This window comes from Dyadobacter sp. 676 (assembly GCF_040448675.1).
GTDB lineage: Bacteria > Bacteroidota > Bacteroidia > Cytophagales > Spirosomataceae > Dyadobacter.
This window is the reverse complement of record NZ_CP159289.1, coordinates 2,147,690-2,170,407: the sequence shown is the minus strand read 5'-3', so window position 1 is coordinate 2,170,407 and position 22,718 is coordinate 2,147,690. Positions and strand designations below refer to the sequence as shown.

Genomic DNA, 22,718 nt, shown 5'->3' with positions numbered 1-22,718 from the left:
TTAGAGGTTATTAAATTGATTTGATTCTCTTCTTCATTGCTGCAAGCAGCTGCGGCATTTGCTTTTTGGCGAACTGCTCGGCTGAACTGATCACGTCATAGCCGTTGGCCTCAACGTATTCGGCGTAATCTTGCCCGGCGACCACCACGAGCCCGTAACCTTTTTGGACATTTCGAGCCCGCTGCTGGGCGATATTGTGGGCAACTGTTACGCCTTTATCCCCCAGATCCCCGTCGATCACTTTGCCATCCTTGATGATGAAATAGCTGATCGACTGCCGAAGATTCGAGGTTTGATCAAGGAAGTCCCCGAACTTGGGCGGCTTCACGGCGGGGTTCTTTTCCCGGTCCCGTGCAGATATCAATCGCTGACGCAATGGTTTCGGATTTGGGGAGCTGCCGTATTTTATGGGAAAAGCGGATGGGTCGTTGTTCCCGTATCCGCGGGCCATTTGGACGCATTGAAGTCCGAGAACATGCAACCTGGTTAAAATCTCCTTCTCCATTACCGCCAACCTTGATGCGATGTGCTTCGTTATGTCAGCCTGTTTGAATCGTGGTTTGATCATCTCACATGAATTTTAAGCCGTTCGCTATCCTACCTCCCTTGAAATTGTCTTTGATGAAGTAGGGAGGGTTACTCATCAGGTTGACGCGCTTGGTATTGCCCTTGATCCAGTCAGTCCAGCCCTTCGGCATCCTATCGACCTCATACTTGCTTTTAAGCGGTTGCGGTTCGTCCGTGTTGGATGAGTCCAGGAACGCTTCAATCTCTGCTCTGCTGGCCAGAATCGGCACGCATACGCACCGACAGTGAGGGTGGTTCCCGATAAACTTGTACGTTTTAGGATACTTCCCGATGAATGAGTCGCACAGATCGCACTCGACCTTGTTATTCGAGCGCTTTACCTCAAAGCCGACAACGAAATCCAGAGACTGCCATCGCTGGTAGTCTGAATCCCGGTATGCCATGTTGATCTCCGTTCTGGTGAGCCGCATGGCGTTTTTGTAAGAAGAGCGGTAGACGCCCTTGCCCGGGTGGTAGTTCCTTGCGGCTTTACTCAGTTGCAGCTGTCCGCGCTTGTCGCGAACCCGCCGAAACAGCTTGTCCGGTTCATTCAGATACGCCCGTACGCTTTGGCTGAGCTGCTGGGCGTTCAGTCCTTCACCGAGCCCCAAATCAATGGCCATTTCGAGCTCCCCCTGAAACTGTTTTGTTAGGTTCCAGACCCTCTTTGACAGGTTCATTCCGGCGACTTTGCGCTGCTGGAACGCCGCCAGCGCTTGAAGGTTGCGATTTCGGTATGTTTGCATGATCTGTCGCGGTACCGTGAAAGTTTTCAGCACTTGGTCAACCAACTCGTCATTGGCAGCGTTTGCGTGTTGCCATTCACGCTCGATGCCTGTAGAAATGGTTGTTTGCAAGTCCTTCGCCAGCTTGGCAAAAAGATTCCGCACGCGCTGGGTGAGTCCGGGGAAGTCTTTAAACTGAAACGGTTTATCAGGATCGTATTTCCCGGACAAAACGAGTCGAATGGCCTCTTTAATAGCCGCCTGAAACAGACCATCAACGATCCTTGCGTAGCCCTCCGATCTGCGGAGCTGCTGCGCCCATTGTTGCTCCCTGGTCATTGTTTTGGGATACGGAGAAGGGTGACCGAGTCGGCATAATCAGCGTAGCCAGAGATAGAATGAACGACCTTTACCAATTTTCTGAGCCTCTCGGCGTCAAGCTTGATAAGTAGGTATAAAGCAAACGGCCATGTCAGGAAGCGGACCGCGAAAATGTTCTGCAAAACCGCAATAGCGACGATGCGGGCCCTGTTCCAGCGATGGAAAAGAGAATCGTCTTCATTTTCGATATTCCAAAAGTCGCGAATAGTTCCAATGCGGCCCAGGCCGCCGAGATACGGCTGGGAAAAGAGAAACGTTCGATCTGGCTTCTCGCTGAAAAGGCGGGAGAAGCGGCTCTTTTGAACCGTGAATGAGATAGTAGGGGAGTCTTCCCCGATTTTGAACGGCTTCATGTCAGTGTGTGATTAATTTAAACATTGTGGGCCCTCTGCCAGTATTTCGGCGGTCAAATTGCTCCCGAGGTTGAACGGGCTTGTGTTACGAATCCGCTCGACGGCCAGCTCAAACTGTTCCTTGTCAAGTAGGCCCGAATAGTGGCCGGCGGATGCCCACAAACCGAGGCAAACCCCTCCGTAGCTGTGAAGCTGAGCAATAAAGAGGCTTTGATAGTGTGTCATGAGAACGAGATTGTGGCAGCCCAGTAGTTGCCGGGCCACCTGATTACTGTTGCTTACAAAGTATGCTTCATCGACGGGGCCGCGGACTGATTTCGCACCGCATATCTACGGAAGTAAATAGCCCTCTCCGGGTCTGCGACCCAATCACCGTTTGGCGTTGGCTTTAAGATTGAGTCGAGACAACCAAGGGTGCGGGAAATGCGATAGTTGGCCTCAACTTTCTTCAACTCCTCGCGGAACGCAGATAGCGCTTTCTCCAGGTTCTTTGCAGCTTGAAAAAACATGATCTCCCCTTTGTCGGTCAGATATTCTCTAGCGTACCGTTCGAGAACTTCCTCCTTGTAGCCTTTGATTAGCCCGAAATTCGATCCGTCAAAAACGATATATTTGAGCGTGTCGCGGTACGTGAGGGGAAGCGTCTGTGCCTTCCGATGCGCTGCCTTAAACTCCTCGATCGGCTCTTTGGACCCGCTTAACACCGTATCACGGAGAATTTTATTGGTCACGCCCGATTTATCAAGCTGCGCTTTCAGAGTATTCCAATATTGCGTTTCGATTGTTTTCCCTCCTAGCGGGGACAGGATCAACTCCGTTACTTCTTCCGTTATTCCGCCAAGTTCAAGGGCTGGGTATTTTTCAACCACCTCATTTAAGGCGTCGACATAATTGTCCAACTCGTTATTGATAGTTTTGGCTAAATCCTTATTCTCGTAAATGAGCACTTTGCTTTTGTCCATTTTGATAATGAATTGTGTTTGAAGATCAGTTAAATGGCTGGTGTGCTTACCATATAATTCTGTCAAGGATGCGATCAGCTTCCTTCAATTGCTCGTCGGTGATGCTGGACCGTTTTTGTTCTCGCTCTTCGTGGAGCTTTCTTTGCCGCTCGCGGTAGGCCTCGCCCGGATCGTCGCTTTCGGACTTATTTTTAATGTATTCGGAGGAGCCCTGGCTTTCGGTTTCTCCGCCTTCTTCTGTCAGTATTTTGGCTACACGTTTGTAGGTTTTGTACTCCTCGTAGGAGAATTGTTCTTGTTGATCTGCCATTGCTTGATTGCTTTTGGTTTATTGGTGAAATGTTACTCCGGGTGTGTTTTCAAGGCGGGTCGCCTCGCTGTGACGATGATCGGTTACAATCGGATCAATGATTCGGTCGATAAGCCGGTCTCGCTCTTCTTTGAGCCTCTTTTTCTCTGTGGGGTCGAGTTCTTTTTCTCGGTTGTTTTCCATTGAATTGGTTGTTTATTGGTTATTAAAGTTCGCTGGTGTCGCCTATGGCGGCTTTTATGTATTCTTGAAGTTGCTCCGGGGTCAATGAGTCGGCACTTATGAAGGTGACCGGGGCTTGTAGCGGAGCACCATCCTTGCCAGTGTGCTCGTGTTTGTAGGCGTTATCCTTCTCAAAGAGGCCGAGAATCTTGGCAATGTTGATCAGGGCTGCGTCTGCCGCGTACAGCTCAACCTTGGTTCCGAATTGGGTCGGGGTGATCGATTTTATTTTACCCTTTTCCTTGTCAGCGACAAGCTTGGCCATATCCAGTTCGGGTACGTCAATGAGTTGGGTAGGTCCATCTACAATTCTCGTCGCATTCGGATTCTGCTCAAATTCGATTTCATAGCGGACAATCTGGCGTTTTCGGTCCTGCTGAGCTGAACGATGGGTTTCGAGTTCCTTGTCACTAAGCCCGGCAGCGGCCGCATACTTATCTTCGAACTCGATTTCTTTTCGGAGGTCGTCGATCAGTTCCGCGAGTCGTTTCTCAACTTTCGGAGTGTAAGGGAGCTGCCGAATGGTGAAGTATTCATTTAGGCTGGACCGTGCAAACTCAGAAATCCTGATAAGCGCTTCCTCCGAGCTCATTGCCAATGCGGAGACCTTTTCGGAGATGTGCTTTGAAATGTAAGGTTTTCTAAGGTTTTCGTGCCCGATCACGGCTGCGGTCTTCTCTGAGTATCCGGCCCGTTTTGCGGCCGCCGTGGCGTTGAAATCGACCAGGTATTCATCAACGAACCTTAGTTGTTTGGCGCTTAGTTTGGTCGGGTTCTTCTCTTGCATAATCGTGTGTGTTTGATTGGTCATTGATGTACTCGTCGTAATTGTTGGCGAAAAACTGGAAAATCTCGTCTTCGGTATCCTCGAGGTCCGGAAGGGGGGTTTTGGGGTGGTTTCATGCTATTGCAGAGTTTGAAAGTATTTGCGGATGTATTTAAGTTGCCGAATGAACTGTGGCCGGTTACCCTGATCTTTCTGGCCTGTAAATGCCGAGATGTGGTTCAGTCGGCCTTTCACGAACGCTTCCAGGTTGTAAATGGTCACAGCATCGTTCAGGATGATCTTCGACTTTGGCATTTCCTTCGTCGAAAACCACTCGCGGTATTCTGCGATATCGAATGGTTCGGGTTTTGCTTCCGGCGCCGGCGCTTTACCGACCAGGGTAGGCAACGTTTGTGCAGTAGCGCCGCAAAACGCGACATCATCGACTACTGGCTGATCCTCTGTTGGGCGTGGTTTGTAATCCATCCTTTCCAGATAATCGGCCATGTCAAGGCCTTTCGCGCGCTCTTCGTCGGTGGCGATCTGTTCCAGGAATGAGCTGACCTTAAAGTCGCCCAGGGGCCGCAACCTCTCAGCCTTTTCTGACCACTTTGCGAATGCTTTGCCTTCTTTGGACAAGTCCGGATATAGGATCACCGTTTTACCTCTCAATGCCTGGACGCGCTCTGGTGTGAGATAATCAAGAGCGCCGACGGCCAGACAAAGCATTTCCGGAAAGAACGGCGTGGCGATGATTGCAGTCTTCGGTGACTCAAACAGGGCAATCTTGCGGTCCGGGTAACGGTTTAGCAAATGCTCGCCGAAAAGACAGTCTACCCTCATATCCTGGGTTTCGTACGCTGAGAGCCATTCGGTCTCCTTTGGAACGAGCTTGTGAATCCACACCGTGCGGCTTGTGCCGTCGGAATTCTTTGCGGTATGCCCGGTTTCATCGAATTGCTTGACCTGGCCGGCGCGAATATTAAGATCTTTGTTCACGAACCAGAACATTGTCGATCCTGGCCATACGTCGTGATCGCCAATCATGTATTCGCTTCGCAGTCGATTCACAACGTCTTGCGGGAACAGTCTCAACAAGTGCTGTGTGAACCGATTTCCCGGACTTTTCTTCAATGTCTCGACCAGCAGTTCCTTCGGTAAATTAACCGGCGGAGTAGTTGGCTTCGGCTTAGATATCGGCGCAGGAACAAACCCGTCTGATTTTTGACCTGCCGTGCCATAGCCGTCTTTATATGGATTCAAATGGTAGCCGCATTGATCGGCGCGGTTACAGCGGCCATACTGCGCGGGCAAGTCCTGACCTGTTTCGATATCAATGTAGGGCGCGAAGGATTTCTTTGCTCCGCATGCTGGGCAGGTGACCCGATCCGACGGGGTTTTGTATCGTTTCAGCTGATATTGAAATGTTGTGGCTTGCATGATCGTCGATATTTTGAGTGTGCGAATCGTACATTAGTACGAGTGGTACGAGTACGAAATATGATAGTTGTTAAGACAACTAATTTATATTTTCCTGGAAGATAGCTTGTTATGCAGTTTAGGTCTCTTAAATCGAACTTTCGTACATTTTTTATGCATTATTGGCTCCGAATCGTTCGAGAAGTACGATTTTTACGATTAGTACGATTTTTACGATTTTAGCCACTTTCGTACAGCTCCTTCCGAAACGCCCAGCTCTTTTGCGATATCTACGTTTGATTTTCCAGAAGCCTTCATTTCCATAGCCTGCTGCCTTCGCTCCTTTTTTATTGACTCAGAATCAAGTTTCAAGAACTGGTATTCGCTACCGTAGCCAATTGGGACGAACTGTAGAAATCCGCCATCCTTTCTCAGATCAAATGTTCTAACATTTTCGGTGTCGTAGACCATTTCAGCAGTCCTTACTTTAAGCTGCTTCACGTACCTGAGATTTTTATCGGAATGACTCCTGCCGATCGTAAAAACGGCGTCCGCAAAATTGGACTTGAATTTTGAGCCCTGAAGGTCATTTGAACTGATCGGCTTAGTTGGGTCAACTTTTTTTGTTATGCTCAATTGCCAAGAAAGTGAGCCCTTCGTGTTTCAATTTCGTAACCTCATTCATTATCGGGATTGTGGCCTTAGCCGTGTCGGTATCCGCCGCGGATAGCTTCGTCATGTTATCAATGATCACCACTTTCGCCCCACATGCCGTGATCGCCTCTCGCAGGGACTTTATGAAGTAATCTTCGTACGAAACACCTTTTGGGTATTCAAAACTTGGCGTGAAGTCGGCCCGATAAAAGCAGTCAGGGAATCTGTACAACCTTCCGCCATCGTCTCGATACCTCTTCTCAAATTGCTTGTCAGATAGCTCCAAATCAACATACAGCAGAGGGACTCCTTGTCGAGCTATGTAATCTCCAATCTGGACCGCTATAACCGACTTCCCAATTCCCGTGTCGGCAAACAAGATTGTAATCTCACCCTCGACAATCATGTGCGGATAGTATTGTTTGGGATCCGGCGTTTCAGACGACTCTTTCAATACCTGGTTGGCGGATCGAACACGAAGCATTCCAGAAAGCGCTGGCTGGGTCAGTTCTTTTTGTTCGGAAAGAATGGCTTCCAATATTGAATTTCCGTTATTCATTGCCCACCTCCTTCCGGAATTGCAGATACCACTCGTAGAATGTTTGGAAACTGTCGGCAATCAGGTAAACCCCGCCGGCCGATTCGATGCTTCGCTGGTAATCCTTCTGCGCCTGGCTCTGTCGATCGGCGCCGATCTTTACCTCAATTTTTACAGAGCGACCGAAAACCGTAGCAGACACATCTGCGCTTCCCTTCTGTGCGCTCGATTTGATCCGTGTAACACTACCGATGGTCCGGGTGCGTCCGATGCCATCAGTAACACGTTGGCGTGTGTCGATAACGCGGCCCTCAATGGATATACGTTCGGCTTGGTGGCCCTCAAATTGAAGGCAAGCTATGATCGCCTTTTGCAAGGCATTGGCGGTATTGTCCTTGTGCTTCTTTCCAGAAAGCGCGTAGGATGGAACGTTTGGGTACTTGGCGGCTTGCTCGGCCATCCATCGGCGGTTGAAATCTGCCAGCCAATTCGTTTGTGAGTAAATAGTGCGTGATGTATCTTTGTGCTTTGCCTCCGATACGTTATGTGGCTCAGACATAATTTGTTATCGGGGGTTATTTTTTTCTTGCAAGTATTTTGCTGGCTGCGATAGCCTCAATTTCTTCGGCGCTTTTAACCTTGCCTTGTAGTAGCCAGGTTTCCAATTCTTCGCGATTGAAGTAGATCATCTTCGCCCGAGGCTTAAAGTGAGGGACTTCGCCCTTTGCCGTAAGTTTATATAGGTATGATTTTGAAAGACCCGTGTATTCGGCTGCCTCGTCAAAGGTCAAAACCTTTTTTGCCCAGTATGGAAGAGATAGAAGATTCTCCGCCGGATGTCCAATGTGATTTCCCATCTTCAACTTGTTTAAAGTGACAAAATGGATTTGCGCAAATCCCAGTCGTGACCGACTTGGAAACAAAGGTGGCGAAGTACGGAAAGGAAAAAGGTTTACCAGAACATAAGGTAAACCAAAAGGTAAACCGTATCGGGGCTCAGGTACTAATCTCGAAAGTTGTGCAATTTTTGTTACTGATACGTAACTGTTTGAAGCAAAAAAGAGCTGTAAACTATTCATTTACAGCTCTTTAATAGTTAAAATCAGTACCCACAACGGGACAAATGTCGAACCATTTTCTTGAGGATCTAAGATTGATATACCAACTAACTAGTTAATTATGAGTGGTTTGCGTTTGTTCTTTTGAATTAGAGCTTGATATAGTCGTTTTAGTGAAATTCTGATGTCCACCAAGAACTAACTTATAGTCGTCAGAAAAGCGCTTGTGTTTAATAAAATTGACATCGTGTTCTTAATTTGCATTCGGTCTATGGCTTCACGCGCCCAAGAGCATCCTTACATGGCTTTCTATTCTCTATTGACCTGTTTTAAGGTTTAGGCCAATTTTCGAAGCATATAAAGGAATATCGATAAGGGGAACATCAGCTCCATATTTTTCATTTATCGATTTCAATACCTCATTAGCAATGATGACCTGTCCAAGTGTGGTTGGATACAAACCGTCAGAAGAGAAAAAATTTCCTCTCATGCTGCTATCAATTAGCAAGCCATTTTGTAAAACATATTCTTTACGATGAATCGCCTTATAAAGCGCTTCTAAATCTACAACCGCCAAGTCATATTCCTGTGCCCATCTCCGAACCTCTTTATTGGAGATATTCACCGCATCACGATATTGGATCAATTCTGAGTCGTTAAGAATAGCTAGACCCCAATTAGCAAAACCGAGATGTTCAAACTGCGGCATTGTAAAAACAACACCCTTCTTTCCACCCTCGGACAAGCTAGCAATTAGTGCCAATCCACGTGGTACCTTTGAAACAATATCTCCAACCAAGTCAAGCATGGTCAAGTTCCTTTTACTTTTCAATCTTATGCTGTTGTAGAAAGTTTCACTAGCATGTTCGAGTAAAAAAAATTAAACTGCTGCTCGTTCTTGATGAGACTAAGAAGTCCGGAGTCAGCATATTTGCTTCGCGGAGTAAACCGCCACAAATACGGAAGTGCGAATGCCCACGAAACACCCATCGTATTTGAAGTGCGCCCTACCATCCAGGGGGCCCACGTGGCGTCTGTCATGTTATCCGCACTTAACCAAGGCGCGGAAAAGTTATTGACTTTGCCTTCGAAAGGTCCAAAGACAGGTGGATAGCCCTCAGCTTCCAGGAATGATAGTCGTCAAATTGTTGGTGACTTTGTTAAAGCTGGGAAAGGCGTTGTCGGTGAGCAGGAAAAAACCTGTCCCATTGGCTTCGGATTTGCCAAAGGCCGGTGTAATGAAATCCACCATACCCAGCTGCTTGGCAACCAGATTGGGGTAAGCTCCCAATTGGCCTTGGCGATACAGGCCACCATTTTGAGCACCAGCTGTCATTCCCCCTCCTATGGCTATCATTTGTAACGCAGCCGCCTTGGGTAACATTCGTCCATAATCAGGAACGGACACAGACCCGGAGAGCCAGTCTTCGATGTGTAAATCGACTATATAATTAGCAGAGCCACCTAGAAGATTGTTGAAATTTGGGAGTGCGTGAACCGCAGTAATATCTGTAAAGGCTTTTTGAACTGGCTGTGGAAATATCGTATCAGTCTCGTCATCTTTTGGTGGTTCTACCTTTACTTTTTCGTTCGAGCAGGTAGTGAGTAAAACTGATGCAATAACAACTAGCATAAGGTGCAAACTATATCGACTCATAGTAAAACGCTGTTATGAAGACTTCGACCGAACTGTAACAAATCAAATTTACCAATTTTTGCGTATAAATCACATCGATTTAGTTGTTCAACTGAACACGGTATTTTAAAATATTTATTTCTAAGACGCCTGTTCGCTGTTTACAATAACCCATATTTACAATAACCCAGAGGTTATAATTCAAAAAAAGTAGAATTTTTTTTTGAATTATAAAAATAGAAACTAAATTTATAGGCATTGGATGTTTGATCCGGGAGTTGCCAAAAAATTCCATTTACACCTTCTTGATCAATATTCTCTTCTTGCGCATTTTTTATATTCTGTAAAAGCACCCATCGTCTTCTTAATTGATGTTTCTGACCTGTACAATCATTTGAGATTGGAAGGGAACTGTATGCTTTGCGAATGCTGGTTAAATCACTACTCACTTAACTTTCGTATTATGAAAATTAGGCTACAAAGTATTCTGGTCCCTTGTAGTGTGGATCGGATGCTCTACGATTCCCGCCAGTGCCGGGATATTTGATGATGGACACTCGGATTCTCTTATAATAGCCAGGCCTACTTCGCGGAAGGCGGAGAAGTTAGATGTCACTCGCCTGCATTTAATGGACAACCAGGCGTCAGTTGTGGGTCTAGTCAATTACCAGTCTGAATTGGATTTTAAAGCATGGCTCTCGATGCCTGTGACAACACCTGAATACGGAAGAATGGTGCCTTCCGGAGCGAAAATCCACTTAATTGCGGTAGGAGGCGGGCTAACCGCTGGGGTGCAGAATGGAGGACTAAGCCGCCAGGGTCAATTAAGCGCCTATCCTAATTTGGTTGCCAAGCAGTTGGGGATGGCGGACTTCGTTACACCGGCCTTCAGTGAAACAGAAGCTAACGGGACAGGCTTTTTAATACCAGATCCTGACGATGTAAGCCCGTTTCCTAAGTTCCGACGTGTGACTAATAACCTCGCGCCGGTGAGAAATGAACATGCAGGATACCCGCCAATGCTAAGTGCGTATAATGGCAGAGTTCATAATTTCTCAGCTCCCGGACTTAGTTTAGATGGAATATTGAATAACACTTGGGCGCCCTGGATGATCGATAAAGTGGTAAGTCTAAATAGTGGTAAATCATGGGCAAGTTATATGCCGTATTTGTGGCGTTTTACACCCCAAGATCGTTACGCCGAGTCTACACTTGCTGATTTGATTACGGAGAAGTCCGAATTTAATTTTTTCCTGTTGGAAGGTATGCATGAACGCTTCCTTCATGTGTTGAAAAGCCGTGCACAAATAGGGTTATCGGACCTTATCGGCGATCTAGAAACGGGTACAGACGTTGGATTAAGAGGTATTAAACTGTTGACCAAAGGAGGAGCAAAGGGCGTTATCTTCACCATTCCCCATTTTCAGGATTTGGCGGCCTATAATTGGTACACTCCTGACTATATCAGGCATAATGCCAGTGCAATTGATCTCTCAATTGCATTGCCGTCAGGAGGAATCCAAAAGATTGATCCGGCAGAGCCTTTTTGGTTACTACCCAGTCCTGCCGTGGATGCAGCTTACCGCAAGTTTGAGAAGGGTGGAGTATTCGCAGGGACATTTGATGATATTGATGCTTTGAGTCGGACAGAACTAATTCAATATACAACGGCAGTCAATATTTACAATTCTAAGATAAAAAAATGGGCTCTCGAATATGACCTTGCTCTCGTGGATTTGGAAGACATATATCATAAGGTTCATTTGGGGCAATACAAGACGACAGCAGGTCTTATTATAGATGGTGGCAGAGATGGGAACTTCTTTTCGTGGGACGGCATCTACCCTTCAACGTTAGGTCATGCAGTCATAGCAAATGAGGTATTGAGGGCGATTGCTGAAAAATATAGTGCCCACGTTCCGGCCATTGACGTTGATGAATATGCCAAAACGATCCACCTAACATTAAACCGATAGAACCATGAAAATCTTTGTTACCATCATATTGGTTTGCTGCTTAACTATTTTTAGCCGGAATAATGCTGCGGCGCAAGGCGGCGCACAGCTAGATCTCACCTGGCCTGTTTGGAACTCCGTGACGCAACGTAATGCGAGCAATCAGGCTACTATTACCATCGCCGGGCAATTGTGGGTGCTAACTGGGGGTAGCTTACCGAGTACTTTGACGTATACAATACGATCTGTATCTGCGACCGGCGCTGTTGGGGCCGTTGTAGGTTCTGATGTGGTCGCGCTGGATGCTACTGGACTTTTTTACCGGCAAGTCGTGCTTAGTAAGGGCTGGTATAACATTGATATAGAGGGACAAATGCCTGGGGCGCCGGACCCAACCTCATTTTGGAGCAGTCGCTTTGGGGTTGGAGATGTATTTGTGATTGCCGGGCAATCAAATGCAAAAGGGGTAGGAGCAACTACTTGGGACGTGCCAGTGACCTCCTCGTTTCCGGAATGGATTGTTTCGGTAAATGAAGATAACCAATGCTTGATGAATTATCCTCCGAACATGTATTTTTCGTTTTCGAAATTACAGGAGGGCAATAGAATATCACCCACTGGCGATAATAGCTGGTGTTGGGCGGCGTTTGGCAAGCGTCATTCTGATGCAAACGGGGGGATGCCCGTTGCTTTTTTCAATGCTGCTTACAGCGGTAGCGGAATCAGAAATTGGTATGAGTCTGCGAATGGTCTGGCGACGAATGACCTTTATACCAGTCCGCCAGCCCAATACTGCGCTAATTTTACCGGTATCAGCCCAAATCCGAGTTATTTTATAGGGCAGCCATTTCAGACGTTGAAGAACGCACTTAACTATTATGCATCCATGTTTGGGGTTAGGGCTGTTTTATGGCATCAGGGAGAGGCGGACACGGACAGACCAACGCCTGGCGGGATCAAGGATGTGGCCACATATCAAAGTTATTTGACTGACGTAATAAGCAAATCTCGGCTTGCGTTCAATGGAAGTCTTTCCTGGATGATCTCACAGGTATCATACACTGCCGGGGCGACTACAGCAAATATTCTTACCGCTCAGAATAATGTTGCTACCAGCAATTTTCTGGGAGGAAACACTGATGTACAACAAAGTGCAGTCATTCAACCTCCTCAAACCTTCCCGCTTCCTACGTCAAGTTTCAGAGGTAGTGACAATGTACATTTCAGGGACAATACCGCCCAAGGTCTCCAGGTATTAGCCAACGAATGGCGGGAGCAAATTGATAAAACTACCACCACTGCGTTCAACAGGATTGCCGCTGGGGCGGTTCCAAGTGTCACCGTAACTAAAAGCGGAAGTAGCAGGACTATCACAGCATCTCCCGGGGGAAGCGAGTACAGATGGGGGACGAATATTAACTCGGCGACATCGACCGGCACGACAAATTCGATCACGCTAACTCCTGCAAGTCACACAGTTCTCCGTTGCTTTAAAAGAGTGGGCAACAACTGGACTGCTTCCGCACGCATTGCCATCGGATCAAGCTATTGTACTTCCTGCCGAGAAGGTGTTGTTGACGAAAATACACTTGAGGATACAGAAATGGGTATCGGCTTCAAAATGTTCCCTAATCCTATCGAAAAGGATTTTACGATAGAATTTGATGTTCCGGAAGCAAGCCTTGTAAAGATAGATATTGTGGATAATCAAGGTAGAATTCTCAAAACGATTGCCAACGCGTCTCATGCCAAGGGCCATTACGTTTATCCCACGATCAAAGTAGCGCATTCGCCAACCACGATTCTGTTTTGTCGCTTGACAATTGGGCAAACTGCATACACTAAGAAGTTGTTAATCGCGCCAAATAAACAATAACGGTTGAAGCATGGCTTTCGTGAAAGACTGCGAAAGCCATGCTCGTTGCGACCTTGAAGAGTCGTTTTGGGAGGGTTGGGATAACAATGCGTAGATGTGTAAACCAGTATGTGCATCGTCCTGAGAATGACGTAGGCGTGCATACGACGAATTGATACTATAAATGAAGGTCTTGGCTTACTTACATATGCGTCCTATGGACATCAGCTAGCGTGGAAATCATATACTTAGTCTTCAAAAAGGTGAAACTGTTCAATAACAGCTTCCATGACATTGGAAAATAAATGCAATTGTGGAATTTAAAAAAAATCACTCTTCAACTTAAACTATATTTACTATGAAGAAAGCCCTCTTGGCAGCTCTTGCTCTGTTCTTTTTTATATCTTCCGGATATACCCAAGATTTAATAATACATCGAGATAAAGACCAGTTTCCACTTTGGTACAGCTCGACCAAGGTGCTGGTAAAGTTTAAAGATGCCACAAAAAACAACTTTTCTCAACCATCTGAGTTAGCTCATGGAGTCAAGGAAATTATAGAGGGTTATCAGAAAGACTATGCATTTTTAACTTTTGCTAGCAAAGATGAATTAATGTCGGCCCTACCATCACTTCGTTCTCACGAGAATGTCGTTCTAGCTCACCCTCTTTTAGTAAATGAGTCTGGCGAAGAGGCTGCGGGATTCACAGATTTGTTGATTGTAAAATTAAAAAAAGGCTTCACAGAGCAAAATGCACTAGATGTCTTTAAAAAAAATGGGCTCGAAATCAAAGAGGTTGATGCATATCAAAAAGATATATACTACCTCTCGGGGCAGTCAGTGATGGATGACCCAAACGAAGTAGCCACTAAACTATACGAGACAGGGGTATTCGATTTTTCACAGCCAAACTGTTTGCGTTTTGTAAAACCAGCCGGTGTGCCCAATGACCCGCTATATTCCGCGAACTGGGGACTTCCGATTGTTAAGGCCGCGGCAGCATGGGATGTTACTTCAGGATGTTTTGCTATCAAGATCGCCGTAATTGATGATGGAGTACTTCTTACTCATGCGGATCTGTCAGGGAATCTATTACCTGGTGCAGACGTGACTGGTGGGGGCACCAACGGTGGAGTATCCGCGGCGGGGGAAACCCATGGAACCATCGTTGCGGGTATCGCTGCTGCGACAGGCAACAACGGCATCGGTGTTGCAGGTATAGCTAGCAATTCTAAAATTATTCCCATCAGAGGTTTTACCTATAATTCGAATGGAACAATAACTGACAAGGATATGGCCGCATCCTTCTTTGAGGCCGTTGCCAGAAATGCGGATGTGATAGTTATGTCATGGACTATCGCAAACGGAACCGCTTACTATACAGCGATTAACAACGCACTAAATAATGCTACAACAGCTGGTCGCGGTGGTAAAGGATGTTTTATTGCAGCTGCAAGCGGCAATGCTGGCTCTGCGCTACACGTACAACCTGCCGACATTCAGGCAGTCACTATGGTTGGTTCATCAACTGCAAGCGATACCAGAAATCCAGATTCCAACTATGGTACGAATTCCACAAGGAGTCTAGATATTGTGTCGCCTGGAGCACAAGTCTCTACTGCGGTTACTGGTGGCTATACAAACCTCCCTTCGATCAATACGACGTCGTACGCTGCTCCAATAGTTGCAGGCACGGCAGCGCTTATCTTATCGATAAACTCTAACTTGACGAATTTACAAGTGAAACGCATTATTGCGGAGACTGCGGACAAGGTTGGTGGCTATACTTACAGCCTTGGAAACAGTACGAAGTTTACCGATCTTACCCATAATAACGAAATGGGATTTGGGCGACTTAATATCCAAAAAGCAGTTGAACGAGCTGCCGGCGGCCCGATTACTGGTGCCGACTTTATCTGTACAAGTGCCTCATACTCTCTATCGGCTTTTTCATCTCTCCCGTCAGGTTCTACGTTTTCCTGGTCAACAAGTAACAGCAGCGCTTTATCGATCAATTCCTCAGGTACCGCAACTCGCCTTGCCAGCTATGTTGGTTCAGTTGAAATCAGAGCCACAATAACGATCCCGGGGGGCTTCGTGTAACCCGACAATATTGAGAAAGAAAGTTTGGGTAGGCGGCCCGTCAATGGGCTTTTCGTATTATACCAGTAATGGAAATCAATATGGGCTAGTCGAGTCAGAGGATACTTACCCCAACACCATTTGCTGGAATGGAAACCCGACATCAACAAATGTTGTGACGACACTTTTCGGTACTACATCCGCTAGCTGGACGAAAATTTCTTCAACGCCCGCAAGTTTACTATGGTCGTCGACCGGCTTTGGGAATATGTCCATTACTTTTAAAGCGATAGGCGAAAAGGGGGTATTTCGTTTAACAACCTCTAATGTGTGCGGATCAATTACAAAATTTCATGGATTCCAAGCGGTGAGTTGCGCTGGTTTCACGGCCTTCCCTAATCCAGCGTCGGATGAATTGACCATTCAATTTGAAAACACAGAAAGTTTGAATTATCTTCATAATGAAATTCAACTCATTGACGAAAAAAGCCAAAAAAACGTAAAAACAGTCAATCTGTCAGAGATTTTCGTCTTGAAGCAGTTTGAAAATGGAAATCAAATAAAGCTTAAAGTTTCAGATTTACCCAGAGGTACTTACTATCTGCGGGGAATTCCGGCTGAGGGATCAAAGATGGAGGTTGAAACTCTACGCATCTTATTAGAATAATCACAAACTAAATATCGAACGCTATGAAAAGATTGACAATTCATTTCGTATCCTTTCTTCTGATATTGCCGCTGTGGGGGTTTGGTCAAAATCCTGCCAAGAAATGGGATTTTGGTATTTCTGCCGGTTATGGATTAGATCGATACAATGTAAAATATAGCGATCAAGAGGTTATTCCTGGACGACCAACTAAACCTAAGTCAAATCGTGTTTTACGATTAGGAGTTTGGACTGAGAGAGAAATATCCCCAGTTGTTTCGTTTACTGGCCAACTTTCATATCAAAATAGCAGACTAGACGAGCGACCTGTTTGTGCTTGCGGAAGTTATTCTGGAACAGAGACAGGAGAAGTATTGAATTGGGTTGGCCTTTTAGCAGGATTACGCGTCTACGCTGCCCCATCATCGAAAATAAAACCTTTCGTCGATGCTAAACTTGGAGCTGACTACCTTATGGCCACGACCACAGTGCGTTCAGATATGAACACAACGCGTTGGCACGGGTACGGATTTCAACGACTTGTTCCAACAGCCTCCCTTGGAATTGGCATAAAATTTACCAGATGGACGTTGGGAGTTGGCTATGACCGCAATATTTATAGAGCGATGAAACGCGACGCTGGAGAGTATTTTGGGAATTCAAGCCTGGTAAAGACCTCCATTTTTCGTCAAGGAGTCAATGCGAACATCACTTATCGACTCTTTTAAATCGCACTTTATAAAATGTAAACCAGAAGTGGTTCAAAGATTAGTTGTCCGACAAGAAACTGCTCGGATGGCTAATCTTTTTGGGACAGTCCGAAGCCTGGCGCACTAACTATAAACCTTTACTTCCTTCATTAACTTCAGCCATTTGCCTGTCCGGATCTAAAACGTAAAGTTAATTCAATCTGAGAGCATATGGATTTAACGAATACTGTATGCCGTTCTGTGACGATGTTCTAGAAAATTCTTAAAATTGGATGATCTGCAATGAGAAGTGCACATCATCCCATATGGTCTTATAGAATTGCTTTATAAAGTTCCTCAACAGATGAAATATTAACCAGAGAACCCAGATGATTTTCGGTTTAACCAAGCAGCTCGCGCTGGTAGTCTCGAAAAGGCAGACTTTTCTGAATACGCTTCTGTCGCTCCTTTTCTTTTAGCTGAGCTACCCTGTCCATCAGTTGTATTCACCGGCTATCTTTACGTAGCCAATTAAAACTTCTTCCGAAACCAGCATTGGTCGCTATTTCACAGTCGACTACCATGTTGCATACTTGATGGCCAAATCGGCAGTGTGATTGCGACTGGCGAAGGTTGCTGTGTAGGCTTTCCCGAATTTAGGACAGTGTAGGATTAGACTCGAAATGAGCTAATTTTAACTGTCACATGAAAAAGAAAAACTACTCAGAGACCCAGATCGTGGCGATCCTCAAACAGTATGAGGGTGGCCGAGAAGCCATGGATGTTTGCCGCGAATACGGCATTTCCAAGGCAACGTTGTTCAATTGGCGCAAAAGATACAGTGGTATGGAAGCTGCGCAATTGAAAGAACTGAAGGCTTTGCAGGATGAAAATCGACGATTGAAGCAGATGTATGCGGAACTAAGCCTGGATTACAAACTTGCAAAGGACATCATCGAAAAAAAGCTGTAGAGCCTTGTCGACAAAAGGAACTTGTGGGGTGGGCTGTTGAAGAAAAAGTATCCGTTGGCAGGGCTTGCCGGGTAGTTGGGTTACATCGATCTAAGTGGTACTACCGTAGCAGAAAAGATGATCAGCCAGTGATTGAAAAATTACGAGCATATGCGGAAGCCTACCCGACAAGAGGCTTTGACGACTACTATGGGAAACTTCGCAATGAGGGTTTAGTGTGGAACCGCAAAAGGGTTCTAAGAGTTTACCGACTGCTAAATTTGAAGCATCGCCGTCGTCACAAACGGCGTTTACCAGCTCGAATCAAGCAGCCCTTACAGGTACCCAGTGAGCCAAACAAGAGTTGGAGCATGGACTTTGTCTCTGATGCGCTGGTGAATAAACGTAAGATCCGAGTGCTGACAATTCTGGATGATTGCAGCAGAGAAGTACTTGCAGCACATGCAGATTTTTCACTTCCTGCTCAGAAAGTAATCGATGTTTTGGAACTAATAGCATTAGTCAGACCATACCCCGAACAAATTCGGGTTGACAATGGGCCTGAATTTCTAGCAGATAAATTCAGGCAATGGTGTGAAGATAAAGGCATCGCAATCCACTATATTCAGCCAGGAAAACCGATGCAAAATGGGTATGTGGAAAGATTGAACCGCACTTATCGCGAGGATGTCTTAGATGCCTATTTATTTGAATCCCTTGAACAGGTTCGTATTTTGTCTGACGAATGGATGGAAGATTACAATCGATTTCATCCGCATCAAGCACTGGCTGGCTTAGCACCGGCAACGTTTGTCAAGAAACTAGAAATGGATAAAGTCTAAACGTGCACTGTCCTCATTAGGGTAAGGCTTCAGCTGCATTCAAATAGCGCCAATATTTCCCAGAAGGATCGGCCTCTGCCGCCTTCAACGCCCATGCAGTGCTCTTTCCCAATTTTGTCTGCCCATATTAGCTCCCATGCTATCCAGTGCAAGATTTTTTGATTGGGCTAAGTAAAGTAGCAGTAACAGAATTTCGAATATAGTAACCGCGGAAATACTAATACCATTTTTCATGCGAATATGTATTTGCGGTAGGGAACAGTCAACGCCCATTTATGTTTTAATTTAAGTTGGATAGTCGAAAGAGACAATCGGGATAACAATGTTGCATTGCTTCTTAGGGCGAAGAATAATGAGGCAAGGCAGGTTACCGAAAAGGTTACCAGATGTTTTGACCTAAATTGGATCGGACTGATATGCTTATCTTTCTAAGAACTCGCAATAATGAGTTCTTAGAACGAAAAAAGCGCCCTTTGGTGTACTATCTGTTGTCCCGCTGGAATCATTTCTATCGCCTAACTGTCTCAGAAACAGTAATATCTTTGACTTCAATTCCCAGGTTACCGGATAGGTTACCAGATGAAATGATCGATTATGAAGATATTTGACCAATATCACGTTACAAGTTACCAATTTTTTCATTGACTCAAGCCAAGTTGTTACAATCTTCGTGTCTTGGGGAACGGTTAGCTTTTTTGTTGCTTGTTAAATTAAACCGCATAGAAGACGATAGGATACCACGCATGCACCATATAGCCAACCTTTATAGTCGTATTCGTACAAGGTTTACCCGTTGCAGAAACGCCAGTGCGTTTTCGAAATCATAGTACTTGCTAATCAAGAGTTCTACTTGAAAATTAATCGGCAAATACTCTCCCCACTTCGAGAATGTGATTAAAGATGGGTTTGCCGATAGGTCATTTGCGATATGAACCCGGAGATTAGCGAAAAGGCCAACAGACAACTGGAATATACTTTTTAAGTCTTGGGACAGCTCCCGAAAGGTGAAGCTGGTGTCTGAATCATCGTATGAGAAGTCCAAATCCAGTTTCCGAAAAAAGAAGGCCAACGTCCGGTTTACAAGTGTACTTTGAAATGCGTATAGCTTAACCTCATTGTCTTTATACAGGACCGGCCTGTCATCGTCCAGACATTCTATGGTAAACCCTGAAAACTCCTTTCTTAATTGCCTTAGTGCCTCTGAGGTCTCGTCATCCATACCCCCGGGTTGAGATTTTTCAAATAGGACTTCCAGCATTCTTTCTCGAATCTTCGAATGGACGACACCGGCATCCCCTGAGAACACCGGCTTTCTACCATCGCTTGCTGGAACAACGCTAATTTTGGTCGCCTTGCGGTCAATATCAATAATTTTCCAGATTCTGGCCGCCAGTAAAATATTCTCATCGATCGCCAACTGCTGACTAAATGGCATCTCTCCGATAGCCTTTTCCTTGTGGAGAATTTTGTAGGCCGGTTCGGTTTTGAAAACTGTGTAGAAGTCCTTGGAATTTACAATATATTCACCATCCACGCCGATGATCAGCTGCCCATTGATTTGCTCCAACATGTTTGTTTTTAACAGCCAATCGACAATGTGTTTCAACTCATTTTCACTAATATCTGCGAAAGCATGATTATCCCGGACGTTTTCCCACAGCTTTTTAAAACTGCATTCTGAAAACTGCTTAACGTAGGCAAGCGTCTGATGAAGCAGAATATCATAGGGCTTGGATACTTGCCTTAAAGATTCAATATAACCTTCCTCAAATAGGTCAAGGCATGCCAACGTCTGCAATAGTGACCATGGCTTTGTCGCATAAAAGAGAAGTCTGCTTTTCTCGCCCTCCCGACGCCCACTCCGTCCGAGCCTTTGCACAAGCGAAGAAATCGATTGAACTGAGTCAATCTGCACAACCATGTCCACTGATCCAATGTCAATGCCAAGCTCCAATGTCGATGTACAGGCAATGGCAAACGGGTATCTGACATTCGTCTTTGCAAACGTTTCGATATACTCCCTAAGCTCTTTATGAATTGATGAATGATGAGAGAAATAGTACGGATGTCCCTTAACCCTGTCAGAAAGTTTCTTCAATTTCACTGCAACTTCCTCACAGCGACTTCGGCTATTTGGAAAGATCAAGACCTTGTGATCCTTAGTTTCTGAATAAAGATTTTTCAGAAGGTCGACTGGCAGTTCTGCTCCATCTGACGCATAGTACCTGAGCCTGACATCAATTTCTTTTGCAGACTTGTCCAACAGAACTTTCGTATTTGCCTCATCCCCAGTCATGTTTTTTGCCTGCGCATAATCTCCTATGGTGGCAGAAAGCCCTACTACCAATGCTTGGGAAGTATTGAACGGTTTAAGTCGAGCAAGAATCGATCTGAGCTGTATTCCGCGATCGGCCCCTAAAAACGAGTGGATCTCGTCAATCACAATGTAATCGACTGCACCAAAGAGTTTCCTAGCATTGTGGGGGGCGTTTACCAACATTGCTTCCAACGACTCGGGAGTAATCAGCAATACACCGCTTGGATTTTTAAGCAACTGCTCTGTATCCGGCCTATCAACTACGTATTTGTTAATTGGTGAACCTTGTTAAAGTGTTGCGGATACAGGTCAGTGATGTTTTTATGATTGATTGTGGAGATGTTTAGTAGAGTGTTTTTTAGCCAATTGTAGGGATTGACGTTGTGTTTTTTGCAGATAGCAAAGAAGGAGTAGATCATAGCAGCCCGCTGTGCTGCTTCGTGTGAGCCAGCGAATAAATAGTTTTTCCGGCCCAGGGCCAACGGGCGTATAGAATTTTCAATTTGATTATTATCGATCAACAGATTTCCGTCGTATAAGTAGGCACTGAGTGCATCCCAACGGCCGTAACTGTACTGCATCGCCTTTCCGATCTGGCTTTTTGGGAGCGTACTTTTAATTTGTTCGAAGATCCATTTGCCCAGCTCGTTGATAACTGGAAGGGATTCTGTTAGCCGCAGCTCTTTGATTTCAACAGCATCCAGCATCAGTTGGCGGGCTTTCCGCTCCACAGCGTACAGTTGCTGGATCATCGATAGTGCTTTTTGCGCCCTGGTTTTGTCGTTGTCCAGGGCCCGTTCAAATTCCCGACGCGCATGCGCCCAGCAAGCAAGATGGATAACATCTTTCCGCTTCCCATGCTTTTCATAAACTGCGTAGCCGTCCGTCTGTAGATAGCCCTTAAAGCTTTCCAACATCGTCTTCGCTCCTGCTGAGCCTCTTGTCGGTTGGTAATCAAAGAGAACGACATCATCCAAAGGGCTGTGGTAGACCCAATAGTATCCCTGATGGCAAGCGCCTTTCTTGTCAGTTTCCAGTACTTTAATCGGACTTTCATCCACCTGCCAATAGCCCTTCGATTTCATATCAAAGACCAGTTGCTCATAAAGCGGTTCCAGCTTGATCAGCGCTTCTTTGGTCCATCCTTCAAGTGTTGAAGATGCGATCTGGATATTTTCCCTGGCAAAACGCTGCTTCTGCCGGTAAAGTGGAAGGTGGTCTTGGTATTTATCGGTTAAAATGCTAGCCAGCAGTCCCGCAGATGGTATTCCTTTGTCGATGACCCGCTCGGGAAGTTGACCGATTCTGACCCCTTCACCATTTTTGGGTGCATATTTATAGCGTATATATCTTTTGATCAAAAAGCGTGCGGGTTCGTAATCCAGCTCTTCAGTAACTTCCTTGCCGATACATACCATTTCAGAAAGATCACCGGCAGGATAAATCTCGATCTCTTCGACGGGTAAATGAGAAGGCAGTGCTGCACGGCCCTTATGGTTTGGCCTTTTACGGATGTAGCTGATTTTTTCATGCAGAATTTCTTCTTGTGCAGCAGCCTGTTCGCTAGGAGCTTCAAAGGGAAGCGCAATCTGGGCCGGATCTCCTTCAAAGCGTTCACGCTTTTGACCGAACTGCATCCGTTTGTACATCTCTACCTGAGATTCCAGGTATGCGTTCTGCTGGGTTAAACCCGATATCTGCTGATCCCGTTCTTTTAAAAGAGCGAGCAATTGGTCTTTATCCAGCGTTTCCAGCGGGGCATTTTGCATACTTAAAAGTACGGAAAAAC

24 protein-coding genes are annotated in these 22,718 nt (G+C 45.8%); 7 read left to right on the top strand and 17 right to left on the bottom strand.

Annotated elements, in window-relative coordinates; genetic code table 11:
• Nucleotides 1-10: 10 nt before the first annotated feature.
• The 15 genes from ABV298_RS09705 to ABV298_RS09635 all read right to left on the bottom strand — a co-directional run bounded on the left by ABV298_RS09705 (nt 11) and on the right by ABV298_RS09635 (nt 10,040).
• Nucleotides 11-568, bottom strand: coding sequence for a hypothetical protein (locus ABV298_RS09705; RefSeq protein ID WP_353721929.1), 558 nt, complete (start codon nt 566-568; stop codon nt 11-13).
• Nucleotide 569: 1 nt separating this feature from the next.
• A complete protein-coding gene (locus ABV298_RS09700) occupies nt 570-1,631 on the bottom strand; it encodes a hypothetical protein (protein WP_353721928.1) in 1,062 nt (353 codons plus the stop codon).
• On the bottom strand, nt 1,628-2,026 hold the full coding sequence (locus ABV298_RS09695; protein ID WP_353721927.1) for a hypothetical protein: 399 nt from the start codon (nt 2,024-2,026) through the stop codon (nt 1,628-1,630). The genes ABV298_RS09700 and ABV298_RS09695 overlap by 4 nt, the downstream gene beginning before the upstream one ends.
• A 278-nt stretch (nt 2,027-2,304) precedes the next feature.
• Nucleotides 2,305-2,988: a hypothetical protein gene (locus tag ABV298_RS09690; RefSeq protein WP_353721926.1), complete on the bottom strand. Its 684-nt coding sequence runs from the start codon at nt 2,986-2,988 to the stop codon at nt 2,305-2,307.
• Between the two features lie 46 nt (nt 2,989-3,034).
• The gene (locus tag ABV298_RS09685; protein WP_353721925.1) at nt 3,035-3,298 is read right to left on the bottom strand and encodes a hypothetical protein; all 264 of its coding nucleotides are present in this window, start codon (nt 3,296-3,298) and stop codon (nt 3,035-3,037) included.
• An 18-nt stretch (nt 3,299-3,316) separates the two neighbouring features.
• Nucleotides 3,317-3,481: a hypothetical protein gene (locus ABV298_RS09680; protein WP_353721924.1), complete on the bottom strand. Its 165-nt coding sequence runs from the start codon at nt 3,479-3,481 to the stop codon at nt 3,317-3,319.
• Between the two features lie 22 nt (nt 3,482-3,503).
• Entirely contained in the window at nt 3,504-4,307 is an 804-nt protein-coding gene (locus ABV298_RS09675; protein ID WP_353721923.1) for a terminase small subunit, read from the bottom strand.
• A gap of 117 nt (nt 4,308-4,424) precedes the next feature.
• Complete coding sequence (locus ABV298_RS09670) at nt 4,425-5,726, bottom strand: DUF6371 domain-containing protein (protein ID WP_353721922.1); 1,302 nt, start codon at nt 5,724-5,726, stop codon at nt 4,425-4,427.
• A 210-nt stretch (nt 5,727-5,936) separates the two neighbouring features.
• Complete coding sequence (locus ABV298_RS09665; protein ID WP_353721921.1) at nt 5,937-6,206, bottom strand: helix-turn-helix domain-containing protein; 270 nt, start codon at nt 6,204-6,206, stop codon at nt 5,937-5,939.
• A 112-nt stretch (nt 6,207-6,318) separates the two neighbouring features.
• Nucleotides 6,319-6,897, bottom strand: coding sequence for an AAA family ATPase (locus ABV298_RS09660; RefSeq protein ID WP_353721920.1), 579 nt, complete (start codon nt 6,895-6,897; stop codon nt 6,319-6,321).
• A gap of 13 nt (nt 6,898-6,910) precedes the next feature.
• Nucleotides 6,911-7,357, bottom strand: a complete 447-nt coding sequence (locus ABV298_RS09655) for a hypothetical protein (RefSeq protein ID WP_353721919.1) — start codon at nt 7,355-7,357, stop codon at nt 6,911-6,913.
• 115 nt (nt 7,358-7,472) lie between these two features.
• A complete protein-coding gene (locus ABV298_RS09650) occupies nt 7,473-7,976 on the bottom strand; it encodes a helix-turn-helix domain-containing protein (protein WP_353721918.1) in 504 nt (167 codons plus the stop codon).
• Nucleotides 7,977-8,271: 295 nt separating this feature from the next.
• Complete coding sequence (locus tag ABV298_RS09645) at nt 8,272-8,787, bottom strand: hypothetical protein (RefSeq protein ID WP_353721917.1); 516 nt, start codon at nt 8,785-8,787, stop codon at nt 8,272-8,274.
• A 285-nt stretch (nt 8,788-9,072) separates the two neighbouring features.
• Nucleotides 9,073-9,588 (bottom strand): hypothetical protein, encoded by a 516-nt coding sequence (locus tag ABV298_RS09640; protein WP_353721916.1) that lies wholly within the window; start codon nt 9,586-9,588, stop codon nt 9,073-9,075.
• A 197-nt stretch (nt 9,589-9,785) separates the two neighbouring features.
• Complete coding sequence (locus ABV298_RS09635; protein ID WP_353721915.1) at nt 9,786-10,040, bottom strand: hypothetical protein; 255 nt, start codon at nt 10,038-10,040, stop codon at nt 9,786-9,788.
• 180 nt (nt 10,041-10,220) lie between these two features.
• Between ABV298_RS09635 and ABV298_RS09630 the strand changes: the two genes are divergently transcribed.
• The 7 genes from ABV298_RS09630 to ABV298_RS09600 all read left to right on the top strand — a co-directional run bounded on the left by ABV298_RS09630 (nt 10,221) and on the right by ABV298_RS09600 (nt 18,612).
• Nucleotides 10,221-11,567 (top strand): hypothetical protein, encoded by a 1,347-nt coding sequence (locus ABV298_RS09630; protein ID WP_353721914.1) that lies wholly within the window; start codon nt 10,221-10,223, stop codon nt 11,565-11,567.
• A 4-nt stretch (nt 11,568-11,571) separates the two neighbouring features.
• Nucleotides 11,572-13,422: a sialate O-acetylesterase gene (locus tag ABV298_RS09625; RefSeq protein ID WP_353721913.1), complete on the top strand. Its 1,851-nt coding sequence runs from the start codon at nt 11,572-11,574 to the stop codon at nt 13,420-13,422.
• Nucleotides 13,423-13,759: 337 nt separating this feature from the next.
• Nucleotides 13,760-15,505: a S8 family serine peptidase gene (locus tag ABV298_RS09620; protein WP_353721912.1), complete on the top strand. Its 1,746-nt coding sequence runs from the start codon at nt 13,760-13,762 to the stop codon at nt 15,503-15,505.
• Between the two features lie 10 nt (nt 15,506-15,515).
• Nucleotides 15,516-16,151: a T9SS type A sorting domain-containing protein gene (locus ABV298_RS09615; RefSeq protein ID WP_353721911.1), complete on the top strand. Its 636-nt coding sequence runs from the start codon at nt 15,516-15,518 to the stop codon at nt 16,149-16,151.
• Nucleotides 16,152-16,174: 23 nt separating this feature from the next.
• A complete protein-coding gene (locus tag ABV298_RS09610; protein WP_353721910.1) occupies nt 16,175-16,858 on the top strand; it encodes a hypothetical protein in 684 nt (227 codons plus the stop codon).
• Between the two features lie 666 nt (nt 16,859-17,524).
• On the top strand, nt 17,525-17,791 hold the full coding sequence (locus ABV298_RS09605) for a transposase (RefSeq protein ID WP_353718688.1): 267 nt from the start codon (nt 17,525-17,527) through the stop codon (nt 17,789-17,791).
• Nucleotides 17,719-18,612, top strand: a complete 894-nt coding sequence (locus ABV298_RS09600; protein WP_353723163.1) for an IS3 family transposase — start codon at nt 17,719-17,721, stop codon at nt 18,610-18,612. The genes ABV298_RS09605 and ABV298_RS09600 overlap by 73 nt, the downstream gene beginning before the upstream one ends.
• A gap of 763 nt (nt 18,613-19,375) precedes the next feature.
• Here ABV298_RS09600 and ABV298_RS09595 read toward each other — a convergent pair.
• Both ABV298_RS09595 and ABV298_RS09590 read right to left on the bottom strand, forming a co-directional pair.
• The gene (locus tag ABV298_RS09595; protein WP_353721909.1) at nt 19,376-21,166 is read right to left on the bottom strand and encodes a helicase-related protein; all 1,791 of its coding nucleotides are present in this window, start codon (nt 21,164-21,166) and stop codon (nt 19,376-19,378) included.
• A 23-nt stretch (nt 21,167-21,189) separates the two neighbouring features.
• A complete protein-coding gene (locus ABV298_RS09590) occupies nt 21,190-22,698 on the bottom strand; it encodes an IS66 family transposase (protein ID WP_353719830.1) in 1,509 nt (502 codons plus the stop codon).
• Nucleotides 22,699-22,718: the final 20 nt, after the last annotated feature.